At 45.7% G+C, this 22,179-nt stretch carries 22 protein-coding genes; 3 read left to right on the top strand and 19 right to left on the bottom strand.

Translation table 11 applies throughout. From position 1 onward, the window contains the following. Together BQ9856_RS08480 and BQ9856_RS08475 are read right to left on the bottom strand one after the other, a co-directional pair. A complete protein-coding gene (locus BQ9856_RS08480; protein WP_077610634.1) occupies positions 1 to 1,731 on the bottom strand; it encodes an ABC transporter ATP-binding protein in 1,731 nt (576 codons plus the stop codon). Between the two features lie 179 nt (positions 1,732 to 1,910). After that, positions 1,911 to 2,801 carry an SPL family radical SAM protein gene (locus BQ9856_RS08475; RefSeq protein WP_077610633.1) on the bottom strand — a complete coding sequence of 297 codons (891 nt, stop codon included), beginning with the start codon at positions 2,799 to 2,801 and terminating at the stop codon, positions 1,911 to 1,913. A 206-nt stretch (positions 2,802 to 3,007) separates the two neighbouring features. On the opposite strand from BQ9856_RS08475, the gene BQ9856_RS08470 reads away from it, so the two are divergent. Next, complete coding sequence (locus BQ9856_RS08470) at positions 3,008 to 3,844, top strand: YihY/virulence factor BrkB family protein (protein ID WP_077610632.1); 837 nt, start codon at positions 3,008 to 3,010, stop codon at positions 3,842 to 3,844. A 60-nt stretch (positions 3,845 to 3,904) separates the two neighbouring features. Here the strand turns inward: BQ9856_RS08470 and cysK are convergent, their stop codons facing one another. The 12 genes from cysK to ruvA all read right to left on the bottom strand — a co-directional run bounded on the left by cysK (position 3,905) and on the right by ruvA (position 16,424). Beyond that, the gene (gene cysK / locus BQ9856_RS08465; RefSeq protein ID WP_077613307.1) at positions 3,905 to 4,834 is read right to left on the bottom strand and encodes a cysteine synthase A; all 930 of its coding nucleotides are present in this window, start codon (positions 4,832 to 4,834) and stop codon (positions 3,905 to 3,907) included. A gap of 115 nt (positions 4,835 to 4,949) precedes the next feature. After that, positions 4,950 to 6,446, bottom strand: a complete 1,497-nt coding sequence (locus BQ9856_RS08460) for a carboxypeptidase M32 (protein WP_077610631.1) — start codon at positions 6,444 to 6,446, stop codon at positions 4,950 to 4,952. Between the two features lie 88 nt (positions 6,447 to 6,534). Then, positions 6,535 to 7,611 carry a 5'-3' exonuclease gene (locus BQ9856_RS08455; RefSeq protein ID WP_077610630.1) on the bottom strand — a complete coding sequence of 359 codons (1,077 nt, stop codon included), beginning with the start codon at positions 7,609 to 7,611 and terminating at the stop codon, positions 6,535 to 6,537. A 33-nt stretch (positions 7,612 to 7,644) separates the two neighbouring features. Beyond that, entirely contained in the window at positions 7,645 to 7,878 is a 234-nt protein-coding gene (locus BQ9856_RS08450; protein ID WP_077610629.1) for a hypothetical protein, read from the bottom strand. A gap of 69 nt (positions 7,879 to 7,947) precedes the next feature. Further along, entirely contained in the window at positions 7,948 to 8,445 is a 498-nt protein-coding gene (locus tag BQ9856_RS08445; RefSeq protein ID WP_077610628.1) for a macro domain-containing protein, read from the bottom strand. A 246-nt stretch (positions 8,446 to 8,691) separates the two neighbouring features. Beyond that, the gene (locus tag BQ9856_RS08440; protein ID WP_002603763.1) at positions 8,692 to 9,144 is read right to left on the bottom strand and encodes an NUDIX hydrolase; all 453 of its coding nucleotides are present in this window, start codon (positions 9,142 to 9,144) and stop codon (positions 8,692 to 8,694) included. A gap of 138 nt (positions 9,145 to 9,282) precedes the next feature. Beyond that, positions 9,283 to 10,707, bottom strand: a complete 1,425-nt coding sequence (locus tag BQ9856_RS08435) for a peptidoglycan D,D-transpeptidase FtsI family protein (protein WP_139348675.1) — start codon at positions 10,705 to 10,707, stop codon at positions 9,283 to 9,285. Beyond that, positions 10,697 to 12,022 carry an FtsW/RodA/SpoVE family cell cycle protein gene (locus BQ9856_RS08430; RefSeq protein ID WP_077610626.1) on the bottom strand — a complete coding sequence of 442 codons (1,326 nt, stop codon included), beginning with the start codon at positions 12,020 to 12,022 and terminating at the stop codon, positions 10,697 to 10,699. Before BQ9856_RS08430 ends, BQ9856_RS08435 begins: the two co-directional genes overlap by 11 nt. 7 nt (positions 12,023 to 12,029) lie before the next feature. Beyond that, the gene (locus BQ9856_RS08425) at positions 12,030 to 14,213 is read right to left on the bottom strand and encodes a DUF3656 domain-containing U32 family peptidase (RefSeq protein WP_442855505.1); all 2,184 of its coding nucleotides are present in this window, start codon (positions 14,211 to 14,213) and stop codon (positions 12,030 to 12,032) included. A gap of 73 nt (positions 14,214 to 14,286) precedes the next feature. Continuing rightward, the gene (locus BQ9856_RS08420) at positions 14,287 to 14,652 is read right to left on the bottom strand and encodes a cell division protein ZapA (RefSeq protein WP_077610625.1); all 366 of its coding nucleotides are present in this window, start codon (positions 14,650 to 14,652) and stop codon (positions 14,287 to 14,289) included. 83 nt (positions 14,653 to 14,735) lie between these two features. Then, complete coding sequence (ruvB, locus tag BQ9856_RS08415) at positions 14,736 to 15,734, bottom strand: Holliday junction branch migration DNA helicase RuvB (RefSeq protein ID WP_077610624.1); 999 nt, start codon at positions 15,732 to 15,734, stop codon at positions 14,736 to 14,738. A gap of 21 nt (positions 15,735 to 15,755) precedes the next feature. Then, positions 15,756 to 16,424 carry a Holliday junction branch migration protein RuvA gene (ruvA, locus tag BQ9856_RS08410; RefSeq protein WP_442855504.1) on the bottom strand — a complete coding sequence of 223 codons (669 nt, stop codon included), beginning with the start codon at positions 16,422 to 16,424 and terminating at the stop codon, positions 15,756 to 15,758. A gap of 111 nt (positions 16,425 to 16,535) precedes the next feature. On the opposite strand from ruvA, the gene BQ9856_RS08405 reads away from it, so the two are divergent. Next, positions 16,536 to 17,630 carry a ribonuclease H-like domain-containing protein gene (locus BQ9856_RS08405; RefSeq protein ID WP_077610622.1) on the top strand — a complete coding sequence of 365 codons (1,095 nt, stop codon included), beginning with the start codon at positions 16,536 to 16,538 and terminating at the stop codon, positions 17,628 to 17,630. 18 nt (positions 17,631 to 17,648) lie between these two features. On the opposite strand, the gene BQ9856_RS08400 is transcribed toward BQ9856_RS08405, so the two are convergent. Together BQ9856_RS08400 and BQ9856_RS08395 are read right to left on the bottom strand one after the other, a co-directional pair. Next, a complete protein-coding gene (locus BQ9856_RS08400) occupies positions 17,649 to 18,458 on the bottom strand; it encodes a helix-turn-helix transcriptional regulator (protein WP_077610621.1) in 810 nt (269 codons plus the stop codon). Positions 18,459 to 18,659: 201 nt separating this feature from the next. Then, positions 18,660 to 19,208, bottom strand: coding sequence for a DUF5662 family protein (locus BQ9856_RS08395; RefSeq protein WP_077613305.1), 549 nt, complete (start codon positions 19,206 to 19,208; stop codon positions 18,660 to 18,662). A 214-nt stretch (positions 19,209 to 19,422) separates the two neighbouring features. Here BQ9856_RS08395 and BQ9856_RS08390 point away from each other — a divergent pair, with 214 nt between their 5' ends. Beyond that, positions 19,423 to 19,620 (top strand): cold shock domain-containing protein, encoded by a 198-nt coding sequence (locus BQ9856_RS08390; protein WP_077610620.1) that lies wholly within the window; start codon positions 19,423 to 19,425, stop codon positions 19,618 to 19,620. 204 nt (positions 19,621 to 19,824) lie between these two features. Here the strand turns inward: BQ9856_RS08390 and hslO are convergent, their stop codons facing one another. The 3 genes from hslO to BQ9856_RS08375 form a co-directional block, all read right to left on the bottom strand. Continuing rightward, positions 19,825 to 20,700, bottom strand: a complete 876-nt coding sequence (hslO, locus tag BQ9856_RS08385; RefSeq protein WP_077610619.1) for an Hsp33 family molecular chaperone HslO — start codon at positions 20,698 to 20,700, stop codon at positions 19,825 to 19,827. A 1-nt stretch (position 20,701) separates the two neighbouring features. Beyond that, the gene (locus BQ9856_RS08380) at positions 20,702 to 21,460 is read right to left on the bottom strand and encodes a class I SAM-dependent DNA methyltransferase (protein ID WP_077610618.1); all 759 of its coding nucleotides are present in this window, start codon (positions 21,458 to 21,460) and stop codon (positions 20,702 to 20,704) included. Positions 21,461 to 21,559: 99 nt separating this feature from the next. Then, complete coding sequence (locus BQ9856_RS08375) at positions 21,560 to 22,069, bottom strand: SEC-C metal-binding domain-containing protein (protein ID WP_077610617.1); 510 nt, start codon at positions 22,067 to 22,069, stop codon at positions 21,560 to 21,562. Between the last annotated feature and the right edge of the window lie 110 nt (positions 22,070 to 22,179).

Genomic DNA, 22,179 nt, shown 5'->3' with positions numbered 1-22,179 from the left:
CTACTGCGCCTCCTTTTCTGACAACTGCGACAGGCAGATCTCCCGATAAACCTCACAGGAGGTCAAAAGCTCTTTGTGGGTCCCGCAGCCTGCCATCTGTCCATCATCAAGTACCACAATCAGGTCTGCATTTTTAATCGTGGAGGCTCTCTGTGACACGATAAATACGGTCATGTCTCTGGTGCCTTCCTTAATTGCCTTCCGCAGCCTGGCATCCGTTGCGAAATCCAGAGCAGAAGCACTGTCATCCATTATAAGAATCTGCGGGCTTTTTACCAAAGCCCTTGCAATGGTAAGCCTCTGGCGCTGTCCTCCTGAGAGATTCTTACCTCCGGCCTGAATCATGAATTCCAGGCCTTCTCCTTTCTCCTGTACAAAATCCCCTGCCTGGGCAATGTCAAGAGCCCGGTAAATTTCCTCGTCCGTGGCATTTTTTTTGCCCCACTGCATATTTTCACGAAGGGTTCCTTTAAAAAGCACTGCCTTTTGCGGGACCATGCCGACCATTTCTCTAAGCTGCCCCAGCGGATATTCTCTTACATCACTGCCTCCTACCCTTAGTCCGCCATCTGTCACATCGTAAAACCGGGGAATCAGATTTACAAGTGTGGATTTGCCGGAACCGGTGCCTCCGATAATGCCGACGGTCTCTCCTTTCATAGCTCGAAAGGAGATATCGCTTAAAGCAGCAGCCTTGGCTCCTTCATAGGTAAAATACATATGGTCAAATTCCACTTTTGGCGCCCCGGCCTCTTCTTTTACAGCCGTACGGGCAGTTTCCACAATTCCAGGCTCCTGCTCAAACACGAATTTAATCCGGTTGGCACAAGCAAGCGCCTTTGAAATGGTTATAATCAAGTTTGCCAGCTTTACCAGTTCCACTAAAATCTGGGACATGTAATTTACAAGAGCAACCACTTCTCCCTGGGTGATCATCCCGTTTTGCACTTGTCCGGCTCCTGTCCGGATCAGAACAATAATACCCAGGTTAATAATAACGTAAGTAAGAGGATTCATCAACGCAGAGATCTTACCTACGAATACCTGAAACCTCACCAGACGGCCATTCTCCTCATCAAACCGGCGTATCTCATCCTCCTGGCGGTTAAAGGCCCGGATGACGCGGACACCTCCCAGATTTTCCCTGGCAGCTAAAAGGACTTTATCCAACTGTTTCTGTACCTTTTTATAGAAAGGCATGCTGATCAGCATAATACCGAATACCACTGCGGAAAGAATAGGGATGGCCACAACAAATACCATTGCTGCCCTGACGTTAATGGTAAATGCCATTATCATGGCTCCAAAAACGATAAACGGGGAACGAAGAAACAGGCGTAAAAATAAATTAACGCCTGACTGAACCTGATTGGCATCGCTGGTCATACGGGTTATCAGCGTTGCCGTTCCAAAGACATCGATTTCCCGGTAAGAGAGCCTGTTGATATGGGCAAACAAATCATTTCTAAGAGAAGTACCGAAGCCTGTTGCTGCTTTTGCCGCAAAATACTGGGCAGTTATGGAGCAAACCAGGCCTATGATGCCAAGCAATACCAGACAGCCGCCCATTTTAAGAATATAGGGAGCGTTTTGGGACCTGATCCCCACGTCAATGACCTGAGCCATAACAAGGGGAACCAAAAGTTCAAAGCTGGCTTCTAAAAGCTTGAACAACGGGCCTAAAACGCTTTCCAGTTTATAGTTTTTCAGATACTTCAGGAGTTTTTTCATCCTAAAATTCCTCCGCTTTAGAATAATAAATATTATTTTAGAATAATATATTGTAATATTATACCATTTTGGTATATTATTACAAGTATAAATTACAAAATAAGGGCCGCCTTTAAGAAAGCAGATCATGCTGCCGGAGGAAGAACTTGTTGCCTGTTTCAGGCAACATTATCTTCCGTCTAATCAAAAAAGCTTAACTGCGTTACCTCATAACACTTTTTGTACGCATGGATGATGTCATTCATTCGGTAAAGTATGCCGTAACGCTGGCATTCTCCGGAAAAAACCTGCCACAGCTTCCTCGCCGCCGGGCTTGTACATTCATAGCTGTTTCCATACCGTCTGATGTACTCTGACACCAGATCCTGTTCCGGAAACAGCTCCCGGAGCCGGTCAAAATACCATTCCCGCTGATTATTCCGAAGAGTCATGCCAAAAGCCGGGTAAATGAATCTGGCCCCTGTCTCATGCGCAGCTTTTACAATAGAAAGAATATTATTTTCATGATCCTCCAGAAAAGGAAGAACCGGCATTAACAAAATACCGGTAAAAATTCCGTTTCTGCTCAGAGTCTCTATCAATTCAAGCCGTTCCGACGGCCGTGATACAGATGGTTCAATTTTTTTTGCAAGATTGTCATCCGTTGTAGTCACGGTCACTTTGCACAGAACCGGAGAATGCTCCATGATTCCTTTCAGGACATCCACATCCCGTTTAAGAAGAGTACTTTTTGTAGCCACTGCCGCCCCAAATCCAAATGCATCAATAAGCTCCAACGCATGTCTTGTAAGTTCCAGTTCCTTTTCAAAAGGGTTATAGGGATCACTCATGGCACCGGTTCCTACAACGCCGGTTTTCACCTTACGCCTTAAATCGTCCCGGATAACCCGCAGAGCATCCTCCTTTGCACGTACCGTATCAAAATGATCAATACGGTAGCAGTCGGACCGGCTGTCGCAGTAAATACAGCCATGGCAGCATCCTTTATAAATATTCATATTATAATCAATGCCGAACCACCCGGACCCCTTTGTTTTCGTCACTATGGTCTTTGCAGGAATATACTCCATGCTTTTCAATTCCTTTCCTCACCGTGCATTAAAATGATCTTTTGATATATTCATTAAAATTCATTTCATTTATTTTAAGTTTTATATAAAGATTTGTCAATTCTATCCATTGGTTCATTCCTGACGCAATCATATGGGGAATCCCTTGATATTTTTTCTGTCCCATGATAATATGCTAATGATAAGAAGAAGGAAAAGGGGATATTATGATTCGATTGCTATTGCGCTGCAGGCAAATATACAGCAAATATACCAGGGATGAAATGACCGTATATGCAGCACAGGCCACATTTTTCATCATTATTGCGGCCTTCCCGTTTATCATGGTTTTACTTGCCTTAATCCAGTTCGTACCGGCCATTACAAAAGCCAACCTGCTTCAGCTTATGACCACAGTAATCCCCAGTACCTTGGAGATAAACAGCATCATCGTAACGGTCATTGACGACCTCTATAACAATACACCGGCAGCCGTTCTTTCCATAAGCGCAGCCGCCGCAGTCTGGTCTGCATCCCGCGGTATGCTGAGCATTGAGCGGGGGTTAAACCGGGTATACGGCCAGGAGAAAAAGCGTAATTATTTTATGACACGCATTATATGTGCCGGCTACACCATCGTGTTTATGGTTATCTGCATACTGACGCTGGTATTGCTGGTCCTGGGCAGTTCCATTCAAAGCTTTTTAAACCATAATTTTCCGGTTCTGGCCGGGATCACCCAGCATGTTCTAACATTTCGCACCATGCTCATTTTCATATTGACGTTTTGCTTTGCTGTCCTCTATACCTATGTGCCGGAAAAGAAGCAGCAATTTCTAAAGCAGCTGCCAGGTGCCGTTTTTTCAACATTGGGCTGGATTGGCTTTTCCTTTGCTTTTTCCATTTATTTCACTAATTTCAGCAATTTTTCGGTAATGTATGGGAGCCTTACAGCCATTGTGCTGTTAATGCTCTGGCTGTATACCTGTATCTGCATCCTCTTTTTAGGAGCCGAAATCAACGATCACTATTCAGGAGAGGGGAATAATCATGTACACGTATAAAAAAGCCAGAGTGCCGCTTTTTTCTGCACCTCTGGCTTTTGCATACGGGTGATGATATCATTAAGAAAACAGTGGAGTGGATAAATACCGGTCCCCTGTATCAGGAAGCAGTACGACAATCCTTTTTCCTGCATATTCCGCTCTCTTTGCAACTTCCTTAGCTGCCCAGACAGCGGCAGACGACGAGATTCCTACCAAAATTCCCTCTTCCTGGGCAATTTCCTTTCCAGTTTCATAGGCAGCCCCATTTTCTACTGCAATTATCTCATCGTAAATATCCGTATTAAGAATAGAAGGAACAAACCCGGCTCCGATACCCTGGATCCCATGAGGTCCGGGCTTTCCTCCGGAAAGAATCGGAGAACCTGCCGGTTCCACTGCTATCACTTTTATATCAGGATTTTTCTCCTTTAAATATTCTCCTGCTCCGGTAATGGTTCCGCCGGTTCCGATACCGGCTATGAAAACATCAATATTGCCATCTGTGTCTCTCCAGATTTCCGGCCCGGTCGTTTCACGGTGGGCCTGGGAATTAGAAGGATTATCAAACTGGCCTAAAATAATGGAACCGGAAATTTCTTTTTGGAGTTCTTCTGCCTTTGCAATGGCACCTTTCATGCCTTTGGTTCCTTCCGTCAGCACGATCTCTGCTCCATATGCTTTTAAAAGATTCCGTCTTTCCACGCTCATGGTCTCCGGCATGGTAAGGATCGCACGATATCCCTTCATGGCTGCAATGCTGGCAATGCCGATACCGGTATTCCCTGAGGTCGGCTCTATTATGGTGGCGCCAGGCTTTAAAGTGCCGTCTTTTTCAGCATCCTGAATCATATAAAGTGCCGCCCTGTCTTTTACACTTCCCGCCGGATTAAAATATTCCAGCTTTGCGATAATCGCAGCAGATACCTGATGCTTCTTCCCGTATTTGCGCAACTCCACCAGCGGGGTATTGCCAATCAGTTCCAGTGCGCTTTTTCTGATATTCTCCATATTCATCCTCTTTTCTGATACATTTGTTCTGAAACAGATACCTTTTTTGATTTTAGCCCTGACGGACTTCTCTGTCAATTATTTTCCATATTTCAGGGGATGTTCCGTCTGCACTTTATGACAGTTCATAAAGCTTGCGGTACTTTTCCGTCAGATATTGGATGAAATAATCCGGAGTAAAGTCCTCGCCGGTAACATCCTTTAATATCTGGCGGCTGGTTTTCAGCTTTCCGAATTTGTGGACATTTTCCCGTAAAAACTCTCTTATCACTTCAATTTTTCCGTTTTTAAGAAGATCTTCGATATCCATTTCCTTCTTCATGTGGTAATAAAGCTGCGCTCCGAAAGCATTCCCCAGCGCATAGGATGGAAAATATCCGAATAGCCCCTGAGACCAGTGGATGTCCTGAAGCACACCTTCCGCAGGGTTTTCCGGACGTACTCCCAAATATTCTTCGTATTTATCCGCCCAGATTTCAGGAAGCTTCTTTAAGTCCGTTTCTTCCTCCACAATCAGCTTCTCCATCTCATAGCGGATCAGAATATGAAGGCTGTAGGTGAGTTCATCGGCCTCTGTTCTTATCAGGCTGGGCTCTACCTTATTGACCGCCTCCACAAACTGTTCTCTGGAAATCTCCCCAAGCTTTTCCGGAAATATCTCCTGCAGTTTTTCATAGAGAGGTACCCAGAAAGCCGGGCTGCGGCCAATGATATTTTCAAAAAAACGGGACTGGGACTCGTGCATCCCCATAGATGCTCCCTGTCCGACCGGTGTCTGGGTAATATCGTCTGCAATACCCAATTCATAGACGCCATGGCCTGCCTCATGGATAACCGAGAATATGGAGGCGTCCATTCTCTCACGATAGCTGGTGGTGATCCTGACATCGTGATTATGAAGATTGGTGGTAAAAGGATGGGCACTTTCCGATAACACGCCTTTCTTGAAGTCAAAGCCTATATATTCGGCTAAATACCTTGCTAATTCCCTCTGCTTTTCTTCCGGGTAACCGCCTCTTAAGAAGGAATTATCAATTTCTTTTCCGCGGTCCGTGATTTCTCTTAACAGCGGTACGATTTCTTCTTTAAGCTGGTTGAAAAACTCATCCAAAAGTTCTGTATTAAAACTCTTTTCATTCTCATCCAGCATAATATCATAAAGCTTCTGCCCTTCTTTCCTGCGGTAAGAAGCAAACTTTTTCTTAAAATCGACCACTTTTTCAAGGGTAGGAATAAACTCATCAAAATCCCCATCCTTTCTTGCCTTAGTCCAGATTCTGGCGGATTCAGCTATCAGCTGGGCGTTTTCCCGGTATTCCTTTGCCGGGATGCACACCAGTTCTTCTCTTGCTTCCTTTGCTTCCCGGACAACGGCCTGTTCCACGGCTGACAGACTCTTATCCCTCTCACAGGCGGCAACGGCCTCTCCCATTTCATCTCCTGTCATAGCACTGTAATATTCCTCTGACAAAATGCCGATCACCCTTGAAGTATAAGAACCGGCATCTTCCGGCGCAAGAGTTTCATTGTCCCATTCAAAAAGAATGAGGGATGTATGAAGCGCCATGGTCTTTTCCAGTAAAGCTGATAGTGTTTCGTAAGACTTACTCATAATCTGTTTCTCCTTTATCAAAAGTCAGGGACACTCTGTATGAGTGTCCCCAAACACCAGGAAAAAATACTTTTCATAAATACTCCTGCTATTTTCCAGAGCCAAAAATGGAGGCTTCCTTTATATCCAGTTTATTCAGCCATTCCCTTACCTTTTCTTCTTTATAGGTTTCTGCTGAAAAATCATCCAGTTTCATATCAATGGGGATATCGGTTTTCATAGTCGCCAGATTCTTAGAAAGCATGGCTGCTTTTTCTCCGCACAATTCCTCTTCACTGGTTTTTGTCAATGCCTTATAGGGCGAACGGCTGATCCCCAACTCGTTTTTCCAGAAATCCTGCAGCTCCTTTAAGGCCTTCTTATCGGCTTCTGCTTCGTGAATGGAACGGTATATCTCTTCCACTGTACCATATTCCCGAAGAAGAGGAGGCGCCGCACTGCTCACGCCCTTTACTCCGGGTATATTATCCGAAGGATCGCCCTGAATTCCCTTTAAATCTGCAATCTGCTCCGGCCTGACGCCTTCCTCATACAGCACTGTATCCGAAGTATATTCAAATACCTTTTCCGGAAGATTGATGTCCTCCTTTTTAAAACCGTAAAAAGAGTAATACTTCTTATAGAGTTCGTCCGCTTTTTCCTGCCGGGTCTGAATCATCCAGGCCCGGACATTGTATTCATCGTTTACCAGCTGGAGATAGTCATGGTCCTTTGTCAGCAGAATCATGGGAATCTCTTTCCGAAACCTCATAACCAGACTTCCGGCATAGTCATCAGCTTCATACTGTTCACTTAAGAGCACTTGAAACCCTGCCTCCTTAAGGATCTCTTCCATCAATATAAACTGACTGATAAGCGGCTCCGGCGTTACTCCGCGGGTTCCTTTGTAATCCGCATACAATTCTCTTCGGAAGGTATCTCTGGTTTTATCAAACACAAAGGCAATGTGATCCGGCTGCTGCTTCTTCATCAGAGAAACCACCATTTTAAGCATACCGAATATGGCATTGGTGTAGGTACCGTCTTTTGCATGAAGGATTTTATCATAGTGCTTCTGTTTTTCCTCCTCTGTCTTTGCAAACATGATTTCTCTGGGCAAAACCGCATAATAACAGGTTGACAGCATGGAAGAGCCATCAATAACTACAAACTTTCTTTCAGACATGTATTCTCCACTCTTTCCGAATCCTCTGCAGAATCAGGTAAAATAATTCTGCAATTCTGTTTCATTTTTCGCACCTAAACGCTTCATAATCTCCCGCCGCTCCTGGGTAGACAGACTCTTCCACAGCTTTTGGACGCGCGGGTCCGCAAAGCCGATATAGGAAACTCCATTCCGCTCGCATTCATAGGATGATAAATAATGATTGAGAGCGCTCCATTCCACATAAAACGCATTGATGCTGCGGCTTAAAGTGCTTACTTTTGCCATATTCATTCCTCCCGGATAAATTGTGCTGTATCATGATACGGATCAATCGTCCAATTTCCAATTCATGCCTTACTTCCCGGCATCATCCTTCCAAATCTGAACTTCTCCTTCGTAGCCTTCAAAAACTCTCTCTATGATCGCCTTTACGGTTTCCCAATCCCCTCCGGCCCTGCCGCATCCGATATCATATGGAAAAGCTACCTGTTCCTGCTTATTCCGCACATCAACAAAATCACGGATCTCCTGAACGGCCTGTTCCAGGGCCTTATAATCGGTATAGACGCCATTTTTTCCATAATCATCCTGTCCATACAGATTTGCAATCAAAAACCATCGGCCGTCTTTTTGCACCGGTTGGGCAGAAACACGCCCCAATAATTCCGACGTCTTCCCACCGGACTGCTCCTGCCACTGTTTTGTTATGATCTTATAGGTCTTTTCCACCTCCGGAAACATCTTCTTAATCTGTCCGGCCATCCCACGTCCAAAGACACCCTGACAGTTTACCTGATGACAGATGATATCCGCATCAGAAGTAAAAATATCTCCGCTGCAATATTTTAGCATAATTATCCCCTCCAGTATTTCTGATCCGATTTCCAGATTTATTATAACCTGAATTACCGGTAATTCATAGCATATTCATGAAGTTTTAAGATATAATTTTCCTCAAATGACATAAAACTATGTAGGAAAAAGGAACAAAAATATTCCTTCCACAGCATATGCGAAAAGAGCCGGGAAAGTTATCCTACCGTTACTTTTCCGGCTCTTCTGCTCAAATGACCGGGGCATATCTCCCAGGCCTCCCTTTCAGAAATACTTCTTATTGCCCCATAAATTGCTCTTCTTCAAGTCCAGATATTCATTATATGCTTTTTCTAATATCTGCTTTTCATTGGAAAACTTCAGAAGATGATATGCTTCATGAAACTTATAATATCCCGAATCAATAAAATATTCTTCCCGTTGTGGTTTACTGTAATAGCTGTCGGCCATCATTAGATACCAGTGTACATCCTTTTCCACCATATCCTGGGGCGTATTAAAAGAGTACTGGCTCTTACCAATGTACTTGATAATGGACGCACTGACCCCTGTCTCTTCCTTAACTTCCCGGAGCGCTGTCTCTTTATACTCTTCACCCGCTTCTACTGTTCCCTTTGGCAAAACCCAACCTTCATACTTGTTTTTGTAATTCTTATATAAAACCAGAATTTTACCTCGAAAAATAACCACACCGCCACAACTCGTTGCTTCTATCATTGCAAATCCTCCAGAGTGAAACCGTTCCTTCCATCGGGAATTCCGGTTTTGGTGTGTCTCACAGACTGGCTCTAGTATACCTCTTTTTAGGTACATATGCAAGAGCGTAATGATGAAAGCAAATATCCTGTTTTTTTATCATTTGGAAAAATACCGGTCAAAAACAGCTCTGGCAACAGGAGCTGCGGCCTGGCCGCCTGAGCCGCCTTCCTCCACGATCACGCTGACCACTACCTTGGGCTGCTCTGCAGGCGCAAAGCCGACAAACCAGGCATGGGTCTCTTTGTTTTTGTCAAATTCCGCAGAACCGGTCTTACCCGCTACGGTATAGGCATCCGTCCTCAAAGCGGAACCAGTTCCTTCCGTCACAACATCCCGCATAAATTCCGTTAAATTAGAAGATTCCGCTGCAGTCATCAAATTGCCATTGGATTGAGGCATAAATTTCTTAATGACATCCCCCCCTGCGTTTTCCACATGGTCAATGAGGTAAGGCTTCATGAGGGTTCCGCCATTGGCAATGGCAGCGGTGATCATGGCATTATGGATAGGAGTGATCTGGGTCTGCCCCTGACCGATGGAGGTCTGAAGGATCTGCCAGGTATCCGCGCCGCCTCCCATCGTATAGGAGCTCTTGCTATAGGCAATGGGCAGAGCCAGCTCCGAATTAAATAACAGCTGGTCAGCCGTATTTTTTAAGCCGTTTAAATCCAGCTGCAGGCCAAGATTCGCAAATGCTCCGTTGCAGGAATTTGCAAACGCCTGCTCCAGGTTCTGGTGCCCATGGGCGGTCTCGTGATAGCATTTGATGGCGTAATCCCCATTTTCATAAACCCCATCGCAGTCAAACGTATAATCTTTGTAATTTTCTGGATTCTCTCTCATATATTCCAGAGCTGTCACCATCTTAAAGGTCGAACCCGGAGGATAAAGCCCCTGTGTCGCACGGTTTAATAACTGCCCCGATGTATTTTCCGCAGCCACAAGGCTGTTCCAGTCCGCATTCAGAGTATTGGGATTGTAATCCGGTTTCGATACCATGGCAAGGATCTTGCCGGTATCCGGCTCCATCACAACAACCGCTCCGTTTCGTTTTCCCAGGGCGTCATAAGCCGTCTTCTGAAGGTCCACATCAAGGGTGGATACTACATTATCGCCCTGATTCTTTACGGTTGAAAGTTCATTTACTACCTGCTCCACAAGATTTACATGACTTGTAAGTAAATAAAAATTGGAAAGAGCTTCCAGACCGGTCTTGCCGTTGGTAGAATATCCTACCACATGTGCAAACAGCGAATCATAAGGATAAACCCTGGTTTCATTCCCATCCCTGTCCACCTCTGTGCTTGCCAGCACCCGGCCGTCGCTGCTGCGGATTTCTCCCCGCACCACGCGGTCGGCAAAGCTGTCAAGCCTGGCATTATAGGAATTGTTGATCACGTTTTCACTTTTTACCGTAAGAAAGTAGCCAAAATATGCCGCAAGCCCTACAAAAAGAACTACGACCCCATAAGTAAGCAACAGGATATGGCGGTTTGCTTTTGGATTCTGATTAGCCTTCATATTCGTCTTCTTCCTCTTCATTGCGTTTGAGTATATAAAGTCCCTGGATTATCCCAAAGATGATAAAGGTGCTTAAGATCGAACTTCCTCCATAACTGACAAGAGGAAGTGTTACTCCTGTAGAAGGGATGAATTTCGTCACACCTCCTACGGTCAAAAAAACCTGAAAGATATAGATCGTTCCCAAGCCAAATGCAATCAGCTTGTAAAAGACCGCCTGCATCCGGCTTGCGATCATCATGAACTGCAAAAAGCAGCCCAGGCAGATAAGAAGTAAGCACAGGGCAAAGATTCCTCCCAGCTCCTCTGATACCGCGGAAAAGATAAAATCCTTTTCTACCACCGGGATCTTTCTTGGCATCCCCCGGTACAGTCCCATGCCAAACCAGCCACCGGTTCCAATAGCAAACAGGGACTGGGTGATCTGGTATCCTTTCCCTGCAATATCAGACCAGGGATTTAACCAGGCCGCCACTCTGGTCTGTACGTGCCCAAACAATTGAAAAGCCAGCATGGCTGCAAGTGTCCCACCACCGGCCCCGGCCATGAGATAGAGCCATTTTCCCGTAGCCACAAACAGCATAAATGTATATGTGACAAAGAAAATAAGGGCACTTCCAAGATCTTTGGATAACACCAGGATGAGTACGTGAAGTGCCGCGGCTGCGGTAACAGCTAACACCGTTTTAAAGCTGGTGGACCGGTAAAACATGGTGGCAATAAAAAAAACAAAGCTGATCTTAACGAATTCCGATGGCTGAAAGGAATAGCCGCCTAAACCAATGGAAAGCTGGGCTCCATAGCTGCTGGTTCCGGCTATGCATACGATTCCGAGAAGGAACAGCCCTCCGATTCCATATACCCAGGGTATTTTGCTAAGCTGCCATACCCGGTCAATGACAAAGGGAATCACCCATGTAACCAGAGCAGCGGCAGCTACGATTATAAACTGCTTCATGGCCCGTTCAAAAGAAAGCCTGGTAAGCATAATAAATCCTATGGAAAGGAGCATGCACATATTGTTGACCAGCAGCCTGGATACATTGCGGTAGAACAGCCGGTAAAGGAACAAATAGCAGAAAAAAAACACTGCCTGGGCCAGATAAAAGGCCAGCATCCGCTCATCCTCTGTCTCCAGCCAGATGATCAAATAAGCCAGAAGATGTATGAGGAACATGGCCAGATTCTGACGTCCGCAGATCTTCTTCTGCTTAAGTTCATCGCGGAATGAAAAAAAGCGGAAATTTAAATACGTGTACAATGCAATCAACAGTATCATCAGATACCTTGAAACATCAATAATCAGATTAATCATATACCACCTACTCTACGCCTCGTTTGAAATGACCTCTTGTAAATTCTTTGAACGGCAGCTCCGCATTCCGGCCATAAAGCAATCCATCCGCAAAGCTTCGAATAACCGCTTCTGTCTGGGCTTTGTTCTCTGTGGTGAACTGAAGCCGTAAGGCAGAAGGAGACAGTCCGTTTACCGCCTCCCGGAACCCAAGCAGGGATACCGGAGCCGAATTATAGATGGTATTATAGCAGAATGTGCAGTGGTTCTTCACAGGAAACTCTTTTCCCATCCGATCTTTTAACGTCAAAACGGCCGGGATCCTGTCGCACTGCCCTGTTCCCTGATGAAGGCACTGGGCGGTTACCATCATGGGTAAACGGCCATATACCAGAAGTTCCCCCGGAACTCTAAGTTTTCCCAATTCCCGGCTGTTTAATTCCACCGGCCACGTAAGTTCATCCGCTCCCAGCTCAAGAAGCTGTTCCTGTGCCTGATGATTCATTCCATACATGCCATAATCAAAAATCAAACGGCCCTTTATTCCCTTTTCTTTTAAATAACCGGGTTCTTCCAGGGAACGGATCAAAAAGCCATCAAATCCGGCAGCTTCCAGTTCATTTAAATATTTGTTAAAAAATAGCTCTGCCTCTGTCCGGAATATATGAGGCATGGTGAGCATGCACTCCTTGTTATCTTTGTGACACGCCTCCACAGAAGCCTTCCACAATTCCGGGGCAAATTCTGCCGCATCTATATAAATCCGCTTCACATCCGGCCCGCCCACCGCAGCCTCAAAACAATCCGGCCGTTCGAGGGAAACCGCAAGCTTCCTTCTGTCAGAAGCCTCTCCGCGGCTGAAAACCTCCCCGTCATCCGTATTTTCCCCTTCCTCTTGTCCACACCTGATATAATCTTCCAGCACCGCCTTTTCCAGGGCCTCCAGACTCCGCCGGCGTAAATCATTAAGAGCCTGAACCGGAAGGAATATCCTTCCCTTCACATCGATCTCCAGATGTTCGAAGTAAAAAGGAGTATTCCCTGTCTTGTCCAGCTGTTTTTTCACCTTTTCTTCTGTCAAAGGCTGATTTTGTGCCGTTTGCACGGTCTCACCGGTAACAGTGACACAATGGCCGCAGCCTTTCAGCGTAAAACATGCCTGCTGCCCCTCTAAAAGGAATGCATGTCCCGTCAACGGCTCCTGAACCTGCTTTTCCACAAAATTCTGATCAAGGTAGTCAAACAGCGGCTGGTTGCCTTCCCGAAAGGCAGGCTTTTCCTTCCATACCACCATGTCACGCCCATTATGGCGCTTATAATATCCGTCTGTCTGACCGCCCCGGTCAAACAGATCAAGGAGGATTTTCCGGTCCTGTTCTAAAACCCGGTATCCCTCTCTTCCCCGATTCAAATAAAGATCCACATACTTCCGGTAAATGCTCACCACTCCGGCCGTATATCTGGGACTTTTCATCCTTCCTTCGATTTTCATGGAATCAATACCGGCTTCCATCATATCCGGTATGAGATCCAGCGTACAGAGATCTTTCAGGCTCAGACAGTAGCGTTCGTCTTTTTTCCCAAGGGCCTGGCCATCCTGCTTCACCTCGTAGGGCAGACGGCAGGTCTGGGCACATCTTCCCCGGTTTCCGCTGCGTCCGCCGATAAGGCTGCTGAATAAACACTGTCCGGAATAGCAATAGCACAATGCACCGTGAACAAAGCTTTCGATTTCCACATCCACCGTGTCCCGAATCCGCCGGATCTCCTTTAAAGACAATTCTCTCGCCGTAACCACCCGCTCCGCTCCCAGTTCCCTTAAAAGTCCGGCACCATAAGCTCCGGTAATGGTCATCTGGGTGCTTGCATGAATGGGCAGCTTGGGAAAATGCCTTCGAATGAATGCCAAAACTCCCATGTCCTGCACGATGACTGCATCCAGTCCCCGCTTATAATATGGAACAAGATAATCATAAAGTTCCTTCATCTCCTGTTCCTTCATCAAAGTATTGACGGTCAGATACAGCCTGCGTCCATGAAGATGAACGTAATCAATGGCCTCCAGCAGCCTGTCCTCGTCAGGATTATCCGCAAAAGCCCTCGCTCCAAACCGGCTTCCGCCAATATAGACCGCGTCAGCGCCTGCTGCAACCGCTGCCTTCATACTTTCAAACGATCCTGCCGGAGCAAGAATTTCAACTGCTTTCTTCACATGTACCTCCTGCTTTCCCTTATTGATGAAAGAGAGGATGTCACAGCCATGCCATGAACCACCCCCTCCTGATTTATTCCTTCCGATCGGATCCCACAGACTTCTTTCCTTCCGCCTCCATCTTTGCCGCCTCAAGCTTCATCTGGGTGGCCACAAGCTCATGCTTTAAGCTGTAGGTTTCCTTTTCCATCTCCGCCTTTTGCTGCTCCAATATGGCAATCTGTTCTCTGGCTTTAAAAAAATCATCCGCCATATTCAGTTCTATCATGACATTCTGGTATTCCGCGCTCTGTTTTGTAAATCCTTCCTGACGTTTTAAAGTCAATACCATCTCATTGATATAGCTGGCCAGGCGCTGGATGTAACCTTCCTCTTCACTTCCAGCCAAAGTATAAATCTTACCATCTATTAAAACTTCTGTACTGTGTTTGGAATCCATGTTGTTTTCTCCCTGTTATCATTTGCTCTTACTTTACTATACCATACTTTATACAGATAGGAAAGTTCTAAAATCCAGGCAGCTCATGGTTCCATGTCTATCCCAAGATGTTCATAGGCCCGTTCCGTAGCCACACGGCCTCTGGAAGTGCGGTTTAAAAAGCCGTTCATAAGAAGGTATGGTTCATAAACATCTTCCAGGGTCCCGGCATCCTCACCCAGGGCTGCGGCCAAAGTGTCTAACCCCACCGGACCGCCGGAAAACTTTTCGATCATGGTGGTTAAAATTGCCCGGTCATTGTAGTCTAAGCCAAACTTATCCACATCAAGGATATCCAGCGCGAAATCCGCCACTTCCTTTGTGATCGTGCCGTCATACTTCACCTGGGCAAAATCCCGGACCCTCTTTAATAAACGGTTTGCCAGACGCGGAGTTCCCCTGGAGCGTTTGGCGATTTCTGCGGCTCCCTCTTCCTCGATCTCCACATTTAAGACCCTGGCAGAGCGGCAGACAATGATCTTTAGTTCTTCCGGCGTATAAAACTCCAGCTTCTGCACCACGCCGAACCGGTCCCTTAAAGGAGCGGTCAAAAGACCAGCCCTGGTAGTGGCGCCCACCAGTGTAAATTTAGGAAGGTCCAGCCTTATGGACCTGGCTCCCGAATCCTTTCCCAGCATGATATCAATGGCAAAATCCTCCATAGCCGGATAAAGGACCTCTTCTACCTGACGGTTTAAGCGGTGGATCTCGTCCACAAACAGCACATCGCCTTCCTGGAGATTATTTAAAATCGCCGCCATCTCTCCGGGTTTTTCTATGGCAGGTCCTGACGTGACCTTCATGTTGACCCCCATCTCATTGGCAATGATCCCGGACAGGGTGGTCTTTCCAAGGCCGGGAGGCCCATAAAATAAAACGTGGTCCAGGGATTCTCCCCTGGCCCTGGCAGCATCAATATATACTTTCAAATTGGCCCGGATCTTCTCCTGCCCGATATACTCATTAAGACTCATAGGTCTTAGACCGGGCTCGATCCTCTTATCTTCTTCTGTTATCTCCGTGGTTATGATTCTACGTTCCATCTCTGTCTTTACCCGTTATTTCTATATAAATGCCAGATGCTTTAAGGATGCCTTAAGCACATCTTCCACTGTCATGGACTCTGTCATCTCCACCTGGCGCACTGCGCGGCCGGCTTCGGAGGCGGAATAGCCCAGAGCGGTCAGCGCATCGACAGCTTCCCCTGCAACGCCGTCGGAAAGAGGCTTCCCGCCGTCCCCTTCTGATACAAACCGGGGAGGAAGGACGTCTGCCATGTCAATTTTATCCTTTAAATCCAGTATGATCCTCTGGGCTGTCTTGGCCCCGATCCCCGGCGCCTTTGAAATAGCCCTGGAATCTCCTGAAACAATGGCCATTCTCAAGTCATCCGGTTCCAATGCGGAAAGAACTCCCAAGGCTCCCTTGGGACCGATCCCGTTCACGCTTATGAGCTGCTTAAACATCTGTAAATCCTGACGGTTTAAGAAACCGTACAGACACATGGCATCCTCTCTTACCTGAAAATATGTATAGAGTTTTGTTTCCATGCCGATACCCGGCAGCTTTTGAAGCACCGACACAGGAACATGCACTTCGAATCCCAGGTTCCCGCTTTCTATTACAACCGTATCTTCAAAGATTTCGGCCAATGGCCCTTTCACGAAAGAAATCACTCCGTCTCTCTCCTTTTGACTGTTATACAAGGACATCCTGCCTATTGCATTTATCATAGCATACTGCCTGTTGTTATGCAAGCGGATAGTCGAACAAATATTCTGTTCCCGTTGACGAACCGGCCGTTATCCGTTATAATGTTGGGGAAAGAAAGGACGAAATTATTCATGATTACCCTACAGAAAACCATTGCATTTCACGAAACCTATCCGCTTGACCGGATCGGGCAGCGGGAGAAGCTCCTGTTCTTTGATATCGAGACCACAGGATTTTCAGGGGAGTATTCCACCCTTTATCTGATTGGATGCGTTTATTACCGGAACGGCTGCTGGAACCTGGTCCAGTGGTTCGCCGATACCCTGGATTCGGAGGGAGAATTACTTAAGACTTTTTTTGAGTTCCTGAAGGATTTTACCAGGGTCATACACTTTAACGGGGATGGATTTGATATCCCATATCTTTTAAAACGCTGTCATGCACACCGTTTGTCCTATGATTTTTCCCGGGTGGAAAGTCTGGACATCTACAAAAAAATACGCCCTTACCGGGGTCTTCTCGGCCTTTCCAGCATGAAGCAGAAAGCCATCGAGGAATTCTTAAAGGTGGAGCGGAAGGACCTTTATTCCGGCGGCCAGCTGATTGAAGTCTATAAAGACTATTTAATTTCCCATGATCAATATTTGTTTAACCTTCTGATCCTACATAATGAAGATGATTTAAAAGGCATGCCCCTCATACTCCCTATTTTAAATTATCCGGATTTTCTGGAGCATGATTTTTGGCTGGACCACCAGGAGCTTTTAAGCCAAACGGATATTTTTAACCGGGAGCAGCCCATCTTGCGGCTCACCTGCAAAAATGGCTTTTCCGTTCCGGTTGGGTTCTCAAAATCCAATTCCATGGTTTCCTTAGAGGCAGAAGAAGAATATCTGGCCGTTACCATTGACTTATATGAGGGAGAATTAAAGTATTTTTATCCGGATTATAAAAATTATTATTACCTGGTTTATGAGGACAAGGCCATTCACAAAAGCGTGGCGGAATATGTGGACAAGGAAGCAAAGGTAAAGGCCACGGCCAAAAACTGCTATACCCGCAGGACCGGCTGCTATCTTCCTCAATTTTCCACCTTATGGACCCCTTGTCTGCATAGGGAATTCAAGGATAAGACCAGCTATGTTTCCTATGAACCCCACTTCTTTGAGGCCGAGGAAAATACCCGCCTTTATATCCGCCATCTGCTCCATACCCTGTGCAAATAAGCTTTATTGGATGCTGAGTTAAACGATCCCCTGCATTTTCCGGAAAACTCTCGGGGGCACGCCCTTGATTTTTTTAAAGGCATCGCCAAAGTAATTTCCATCTCCGAATCCGCATTCCACAGCTATCTCTGTAATGGATTTGGAGGTGTTAAGCAAAAGGCCGGAAGCCTCCCTGATTCGTATGTTGGTTAAGTATTCCTTATATCCGAACCCCGTAACGGCCTTAAACTTCCGGGAAAAATAAGCGGGACTCATATGGGTCCGTTCCGCCACTTCTTCCAGAGTGATCTGGGATGCATAATGGTGGTAGATGTATGCCGCCGCTTCCTCGACCGCCTCCTCTGCCACCTCCAGCTTCACCGGTTCCGTTTTCACCTCCTGGCATCTTGATAAAAAAACCAGCAATTCGTATAAATAACTTTGCATCATGATCCGGGAATAACCATCCTGGCCGGTTGCCTCATATTCCATTTTCCGGATCAGTTCTTCCGCATAGGCGCGCCTCCCATGGGGGATCCTGATTTTGGAATTGCGGAACAGGTAATCAATCATCTGACTGCCGCAAAGCTCTGTCATAGGATCTAAGTATTCCCTGTCAAAGCTTAATGTTATCCGTTCATTCACCGGACTGGAATGGTAGGTGGTCCGGTGAATTTCTCCAGGAGCGATCACGATCATGTCCCCTGGCTCAATATAATACAAGGTATGGTTGATGAATATCCTGCATTGCCCTGACACCAGATAAAACAATTCATAGTTCGGATGCCAGTGGCTTTTTGCCATATTAAACTCATAAGAACGCTTTGTCCTGCTGATTACAAATTCCATCCTTTACTTCCGCTCCCGCCTGATAATCCATTCATGCGCTAAAGTGCGCAATTTTTCTGTAAAACCGTCTGTTTTAAGCGGATTTTTCGTAGTTTTATTCCGCTATTTATGATATACTGCAGATAGAAAAAAGAAGTTATGACATGGCTGCGTTCATTTTTTCTCTTTCCTTTTGCAGCATACCTCATATCTTCTTTTCTCTTATTCATAATCCCCCTTTTTTAACAAATGCCGGATATAGGCAAAAGTCCTTTCTTCCCCCTCATCCTTTAACATCAAAAGAAGCTTCTCTAACAACGCTCTTGTCTCCGGTGCAATTACCATGTAGGAACTGGCATGCATATAGTATTCCCAAGGGGATGCATCCGTGTAATCCTTCCCCTTATAAGTTTTAGAGGCTGCGATCCGGTCCATCATCATCTCAATGACGTAGTTTAACGGCATCTTATGACCCACCAGTCCCTGTGACATATCTGTAGTAAAATCGATCCAGTATTCATAGTGATGCTTGTTGCGGCCCTTATGATGAAGCCATGCTCCGGAAAAGCCCTTATCCTCTCTTTCCGCAGCGTTTGGGCTTCTGATTCCCTGATAATAGAGAACACCCGGTATAAACTCTTCCAGACTGTATTTTGACAAATCATGAAGCAGACCTTGTTTAAAAAGACCCACACGAAAACAGTTTTTCATGACCCGGATCTTATGTATATTTATCGTACAAAAATGTCCCCACAGATTTTTAAATTTCATTGTCTTTCCCTTCCTGTCCTTTTGAGAAATCTTTCCCCATTCTACCATAATTTTTGCCAATTTCGCCACTTATTTTTCATTTAAATTAGTTTTTGAGATTTCTTGTTTTTTAAGGCGGAAAATGTTTGACACCTTACCCTTTTTATGCTATTCTTAGGGAAGTTACAGATATCCTGTAACAGTACAATTTTTTATTCGTTTTGGAGGTATCATAATGAAAGGTACAGTTAAGTGGTTTAACAACCAAAAGGGTTACGGATTCATTTCCGACGAACAGGGTAACGATGTATTTGTACACTACTCAGGTCTTAATATGGAGGGCTTCAAGTCCTTAGACGAAGGCGCTGCCGTAGAATTCGACGTAGTAGACGGAGCAAAAGGACCACAGGCTACAAACGTTACCAAAATATAATCATTGACTCATCAGTGTACCTTTTTTCAATATACAGGAAGAAGTTATATTGTTTCACATGATTACGATTAGAGCCATCCGGTTGGATGGCTCTTTTTGATTTACAGGAAAGTTCTCCAAACTCCCCTGTAAAATAAAAAGCACGACCTGCAGGATGCACATGACGCTTAAGAGGAAGATGTCACTGATGTGACAGCGCCTGCCCTACGCTTTCTCATACAGTTCTTTTAAATCTTCCACCGTAAACTCATAATTCTTATTACAGAAATGGCAGTTAACCTCGATGCTCTTTCCTTCGTCAATCATTTCCTGAAGTTCTTTCCTCCCAATACTGATCAAGGCTTTTTCCACCCTGGCCTTATCGCAGTTGCAATAAAAACGGGCCGGCACCTGCTCCATCATTTCCAGGCCGAAATCTCCAAGTATATGCTCAAGAATCAACTCAGGAGTATTCCCCTGGTCCAGAAGAGCCGTGACCGAGGTGATTTCTCCCAGCTTCTTCTCCAGCTTGTCAATCATTTCTTCGGAAGCCCCCGGTAAAAGCTGAATGATAAAGCCCCCTGCCTGTTTGACCGTATTATCCTTATTCATCAAAACGCCCAGTGCCACGGAAGAAGGCGTCTGCTCTGAGTTTGCATAATAGTAAGTCAGATCCTCAGCAATCTCTCCGCCTACTAATATGGTCTGGCCCACATAAGGCTCTTTCATACCGATGTCCTTAATCACGCTTAAAACGCCTTCGCCTACCGCGCCGCCCACATCCAGCTTTCCGGCCTGATTCGGCGGAAGCATGACTCCGGGATTGTAGGCGTAACCCTTTACATTTCCCTTTGAATCTGCTGTTACCGTAAGTCCTTCTATTGGACCGCTTCCCTGAATTTTCAGGGTCAGCAGATCATCTTCCCCCTTCATCATAACTCCCATCATGCACCCGGCTGTCAAAAGCCTGCCTAAGGCAGCCGTCGCAACAGGGCTTGTATTATGGGCCTTTCTCGCCTGCTCCACCAGCTCTCTGGCAGTCGCCGCAAAAGCGCGGATCTGATGGTCTCCTGCAGTAGCCCTTACAATATAATCAGCCATATCATTGCTCCTTTCCATGCTCTCTCGCTATCACATATATTCTTTCACTGTTATCCTTTACGTATTCTCTGGTAAAAGCATCATAAGCTGCCACAAATTCCATGCCAGCCTCTTTTATAGCCTTCCTTACCTCATCAAGGGAATAAGCCTTCTGGTAATGGCTTTCCGTATATTTCCGGTACAGGCCATCCTCCTCCCTGATAAACAGGGAAAGGCCGTATTCATTGATCCCGGTTTTCTTATCATAATAATTATCCCAGATAAAGCTGCATTCCTCACGGTCTTCCGCAATGGTGGAATCCCCCAAAAGAGCTTCATATTTGTAAACCGTATTTAAGTCAAATATGAAAATGCCCTTAGGGTCCAGATAATTGTTGACCAGACGGAACACTTTTACCATATCCTCATATTCCAGGATGTAGTTCATACAATCGCAGATGCTTATGACCGCCCGGACCGTACCGTAAAGCTCAAACTCCCTCATATCCTGCAAGAGATAGAGAATGTCCTTTCCTGACTCCGCCCGCTTTTCCATGGCTATCTGCAGCATGTCCCCGGAGTTATCCACTCCGATCATATCATACCCCCGGTCCGCCAAAAGCCCGGTCAGGCTCCCGGTTCCGCAGCCCAGATCCAGAATTAGTCCTTCCCCGATTCCATATTCCCTTAAAAGACCGGTTACATATCCGCACCAGTCTTCATATGGTATGTTGTCCATAAACAGATCATAAACCTCCGCAAAACTGGTATACGCCTCCATTCATGATTCTCCTTCCTTAAAAACAAAGCAGGTAACTCCTTAAGAGGTACCTGCTTTTCCGGTCTCTTTGTCCTGCTGCCGGAGCAGCGTATGGTCTGATTACAGATTGCGCCCGCAGCACTTTTTATACTTCTTACCGCTGCCGCACGGACATGGATCATTTCTTCCAATCTTAGCTCCCTTAACAACAGTTCCGGAAGCCTTCTGCTTCTTATAGAGCTCTTTTCTCTTCTCTTCTGTCAGCAGCTCATCCCACTGCGGAAGGTTAAACAGCCATTCTGCCTTGGCCTCTACCATATTATAATAAAGTTTTTCCGGGTCGACTTCCAATTTTACCACGGTCTGTTCGTCCATGGTTTCTATCGGATTCTCATATCCTTTTAAGCTCTCATTGATTCCATCTAAAAATCCGGTCATGGTCTGGACATCTGTGCCATATCTCTTAGCCAGCTCTTCAACCGTACCCTCAACCACTTCCTCCGGCCTGGAAAGAATATGCTCATAAATTCCCTTTTCCACCTTGAAATATTCAGACCATAATTCTTCTTTTCCTTTATCATCCAGCCCATCGCCATACGCCAGATTTCTCCAATTTTCTAAAATAGTCATGTTCAAACCATCCTTTTATCTGTTATTTCTGGTAATACCCCATCAAACAGTATATAACATCTTTATGGATTTTGCAAAATGTTTTTTATGTTTTTAGAATTCTATGCCGA

Source organism: Clostridium sp. Marseille-P2415 (assembly GCF_900155545.1).
GTDB lineage: Bacteria > Bacillota > Clostridia > Lachnospirales > Lachnospiraceae > Lacrimispora.
This window is presented reverse-complemented; position numbering and strand designations above follow the sequence as displayed.

What these genes read in the sequence shown, in the direction of transcription:
- BQ9856_RS08480 (WP_077610634.1), bottom strand. Translation starts at nt 1,731, where the DNA reads ATGAAAAAACTCCTGAAGTATCTGAAAAACTATAAACTGGAAAGCGTT.
- BQ9856_RS08475 (WP_077610633.1), bottom strand. Translation starts at nt 2,801, where the DNA reads ATGGAGTATATTCCTGCAAAGACCATAGTGACGAAAACAAAGGGGTCC.
- BQ9856_RS08470 (WP_077610632.1), top strand. Translation starts at nt 3,008, where the DNA reads ATGATTCGATTGCTATTGCGCTGCAGGCAAATATACAGCAAATATACC.
- cysK (WP_077613307.1), bottom strand. Translation starts at nt 4,834, where the DNA reads ATGGAGAATATCAGAAAAAGCGCACTGGAACTGATTGGCAATACCCCG.
- BQ9856_RS08460 (WP_077610631.1), bottom strand. Translation starts at nt 6,446, where the DNA reads ATGAGTAAGTCTTACGAAACACTATCAGCTTTACTGGAAAAGACCATG.
- BQ9856_RS08455 (WP_077610630.1), bottom strand. Translation starts at nt 7,611, where the DNA reads ATGTCTGAAAGAAAGTTTGTAGTTATTGATGGCTCTTCCATGCTGTCA.
- BQ9856_RS08450 (WP_077610629.1), bottom strand. Translation starts at nt 7,878, where the DNA reads ATGGCAAAAGTAAGCACTTTAAGCCGCAGCATCAATGCGTTTTATGTG.
- BQ9856_RS08445 (WP_077610628.1), bottom strand. Translation starts at nt 8,445, where the DNA reads ATGCTAAAATATTGCAGCGGAGATATTTTTACTTCTGATGCGGATATC.
- BQ9856_RS08440 (WP_002603763.1), bottom strand. Translation starts at nt 9,144, where the DNA reads ATGATAGAAGCAACGAGTTGTGGCGGTGTGGTTATTTTTCGAGGTAAA.
- BQ9856_RS08435 (WP_139348675.1), bottom strand. Translation starts at nt 10,707, where the DNA reads ATGAAGGCTAATCAGAATCCAAAAGCAAACCGCCATATCCTGTTGCTT.
- BQ9856_RS08430 (WP_077610626.1), bottom strand. Translation starts at nt 12,022, where the DNA reads ATGATTAATCTGATTATTGATGTTTCAAGGTATCTGATGATACTGTTG.
- BQ9856_RS08420 (WP_077610625.1), bottom strand. Translation starts at nt 14,652, where the DNA reads ATGGATTCCAAACACAGTACAGAAGTTTTAATAGATGGTAAGATTTAT.
- ruvB (WP_077610624.1), bottom strand. Translation starts at nt 15,734, where the DNA reads ATGGAACGTAGAATCATAACCACGGAGATAACAGAAGAAGATAAGAGG.
- ruvA (WP_442855504.1), bottom strand. Translation starts at nt 16,424, where the DNA reads ATGATAAATGCAATAGGCAGGATGTCCTTGTATAACAGTCAAAAGGAG.
- BQ9856_RS08405 (WP_077610622.1), top strand. Translation starts at nt 16,536, where the DNA reads ATGATTACCCTACAGAAAACCATTGCATTTCACGAAACCTATCCGCTT.
- BQ9856_RS08400 (WP_077610621.1), bottom strand. Translation starts at nt 18,458, where the DNA reads ATGGAATTTGTAATCAGCAGGACAAAGCGTTCTTATGAGTTTAATATG.
- BQ9856_RS08395 (WP_077613305.1), bottom strand. Translation starts at nt 19,208, where the DNA reads ATGAAATTTAAAAATCTGTGGGGACATTTTTGTACGATAAATATACAT.
- BQ9856_RS08390 (WP_077610620.1), top strand. Translation starts at nt 19,423, where the DNA reads ATGAAAGGTACAGTTAAGTGGTTTAACAACCAAAAGGGTTACGGATTC.
- hslO (WP_077610619.1), bottom strand. Translation starts at nt 20,700, where the DNA reads ATGGCTGATTATATTGTAAGGGCTACTGCAGGAGACCATCAGATCCGC.
- BQ9856_RS08380 (WP_077610618.1), bottom strand. Translation starts at nt 21,460, where the DNA reads ATGGAGGCGTATACCAGTTTTGCGGAGGTTTATGATCTGTTTATGGAC.
- BQ9856_RS08375 (WP_077610617.1), bottom strand. Translation starts at nt 22,069, where the DNA reads ATGACTATTTTAGAAAATTGGAGAAATCTGGCGTATGGCGATGGGCTG.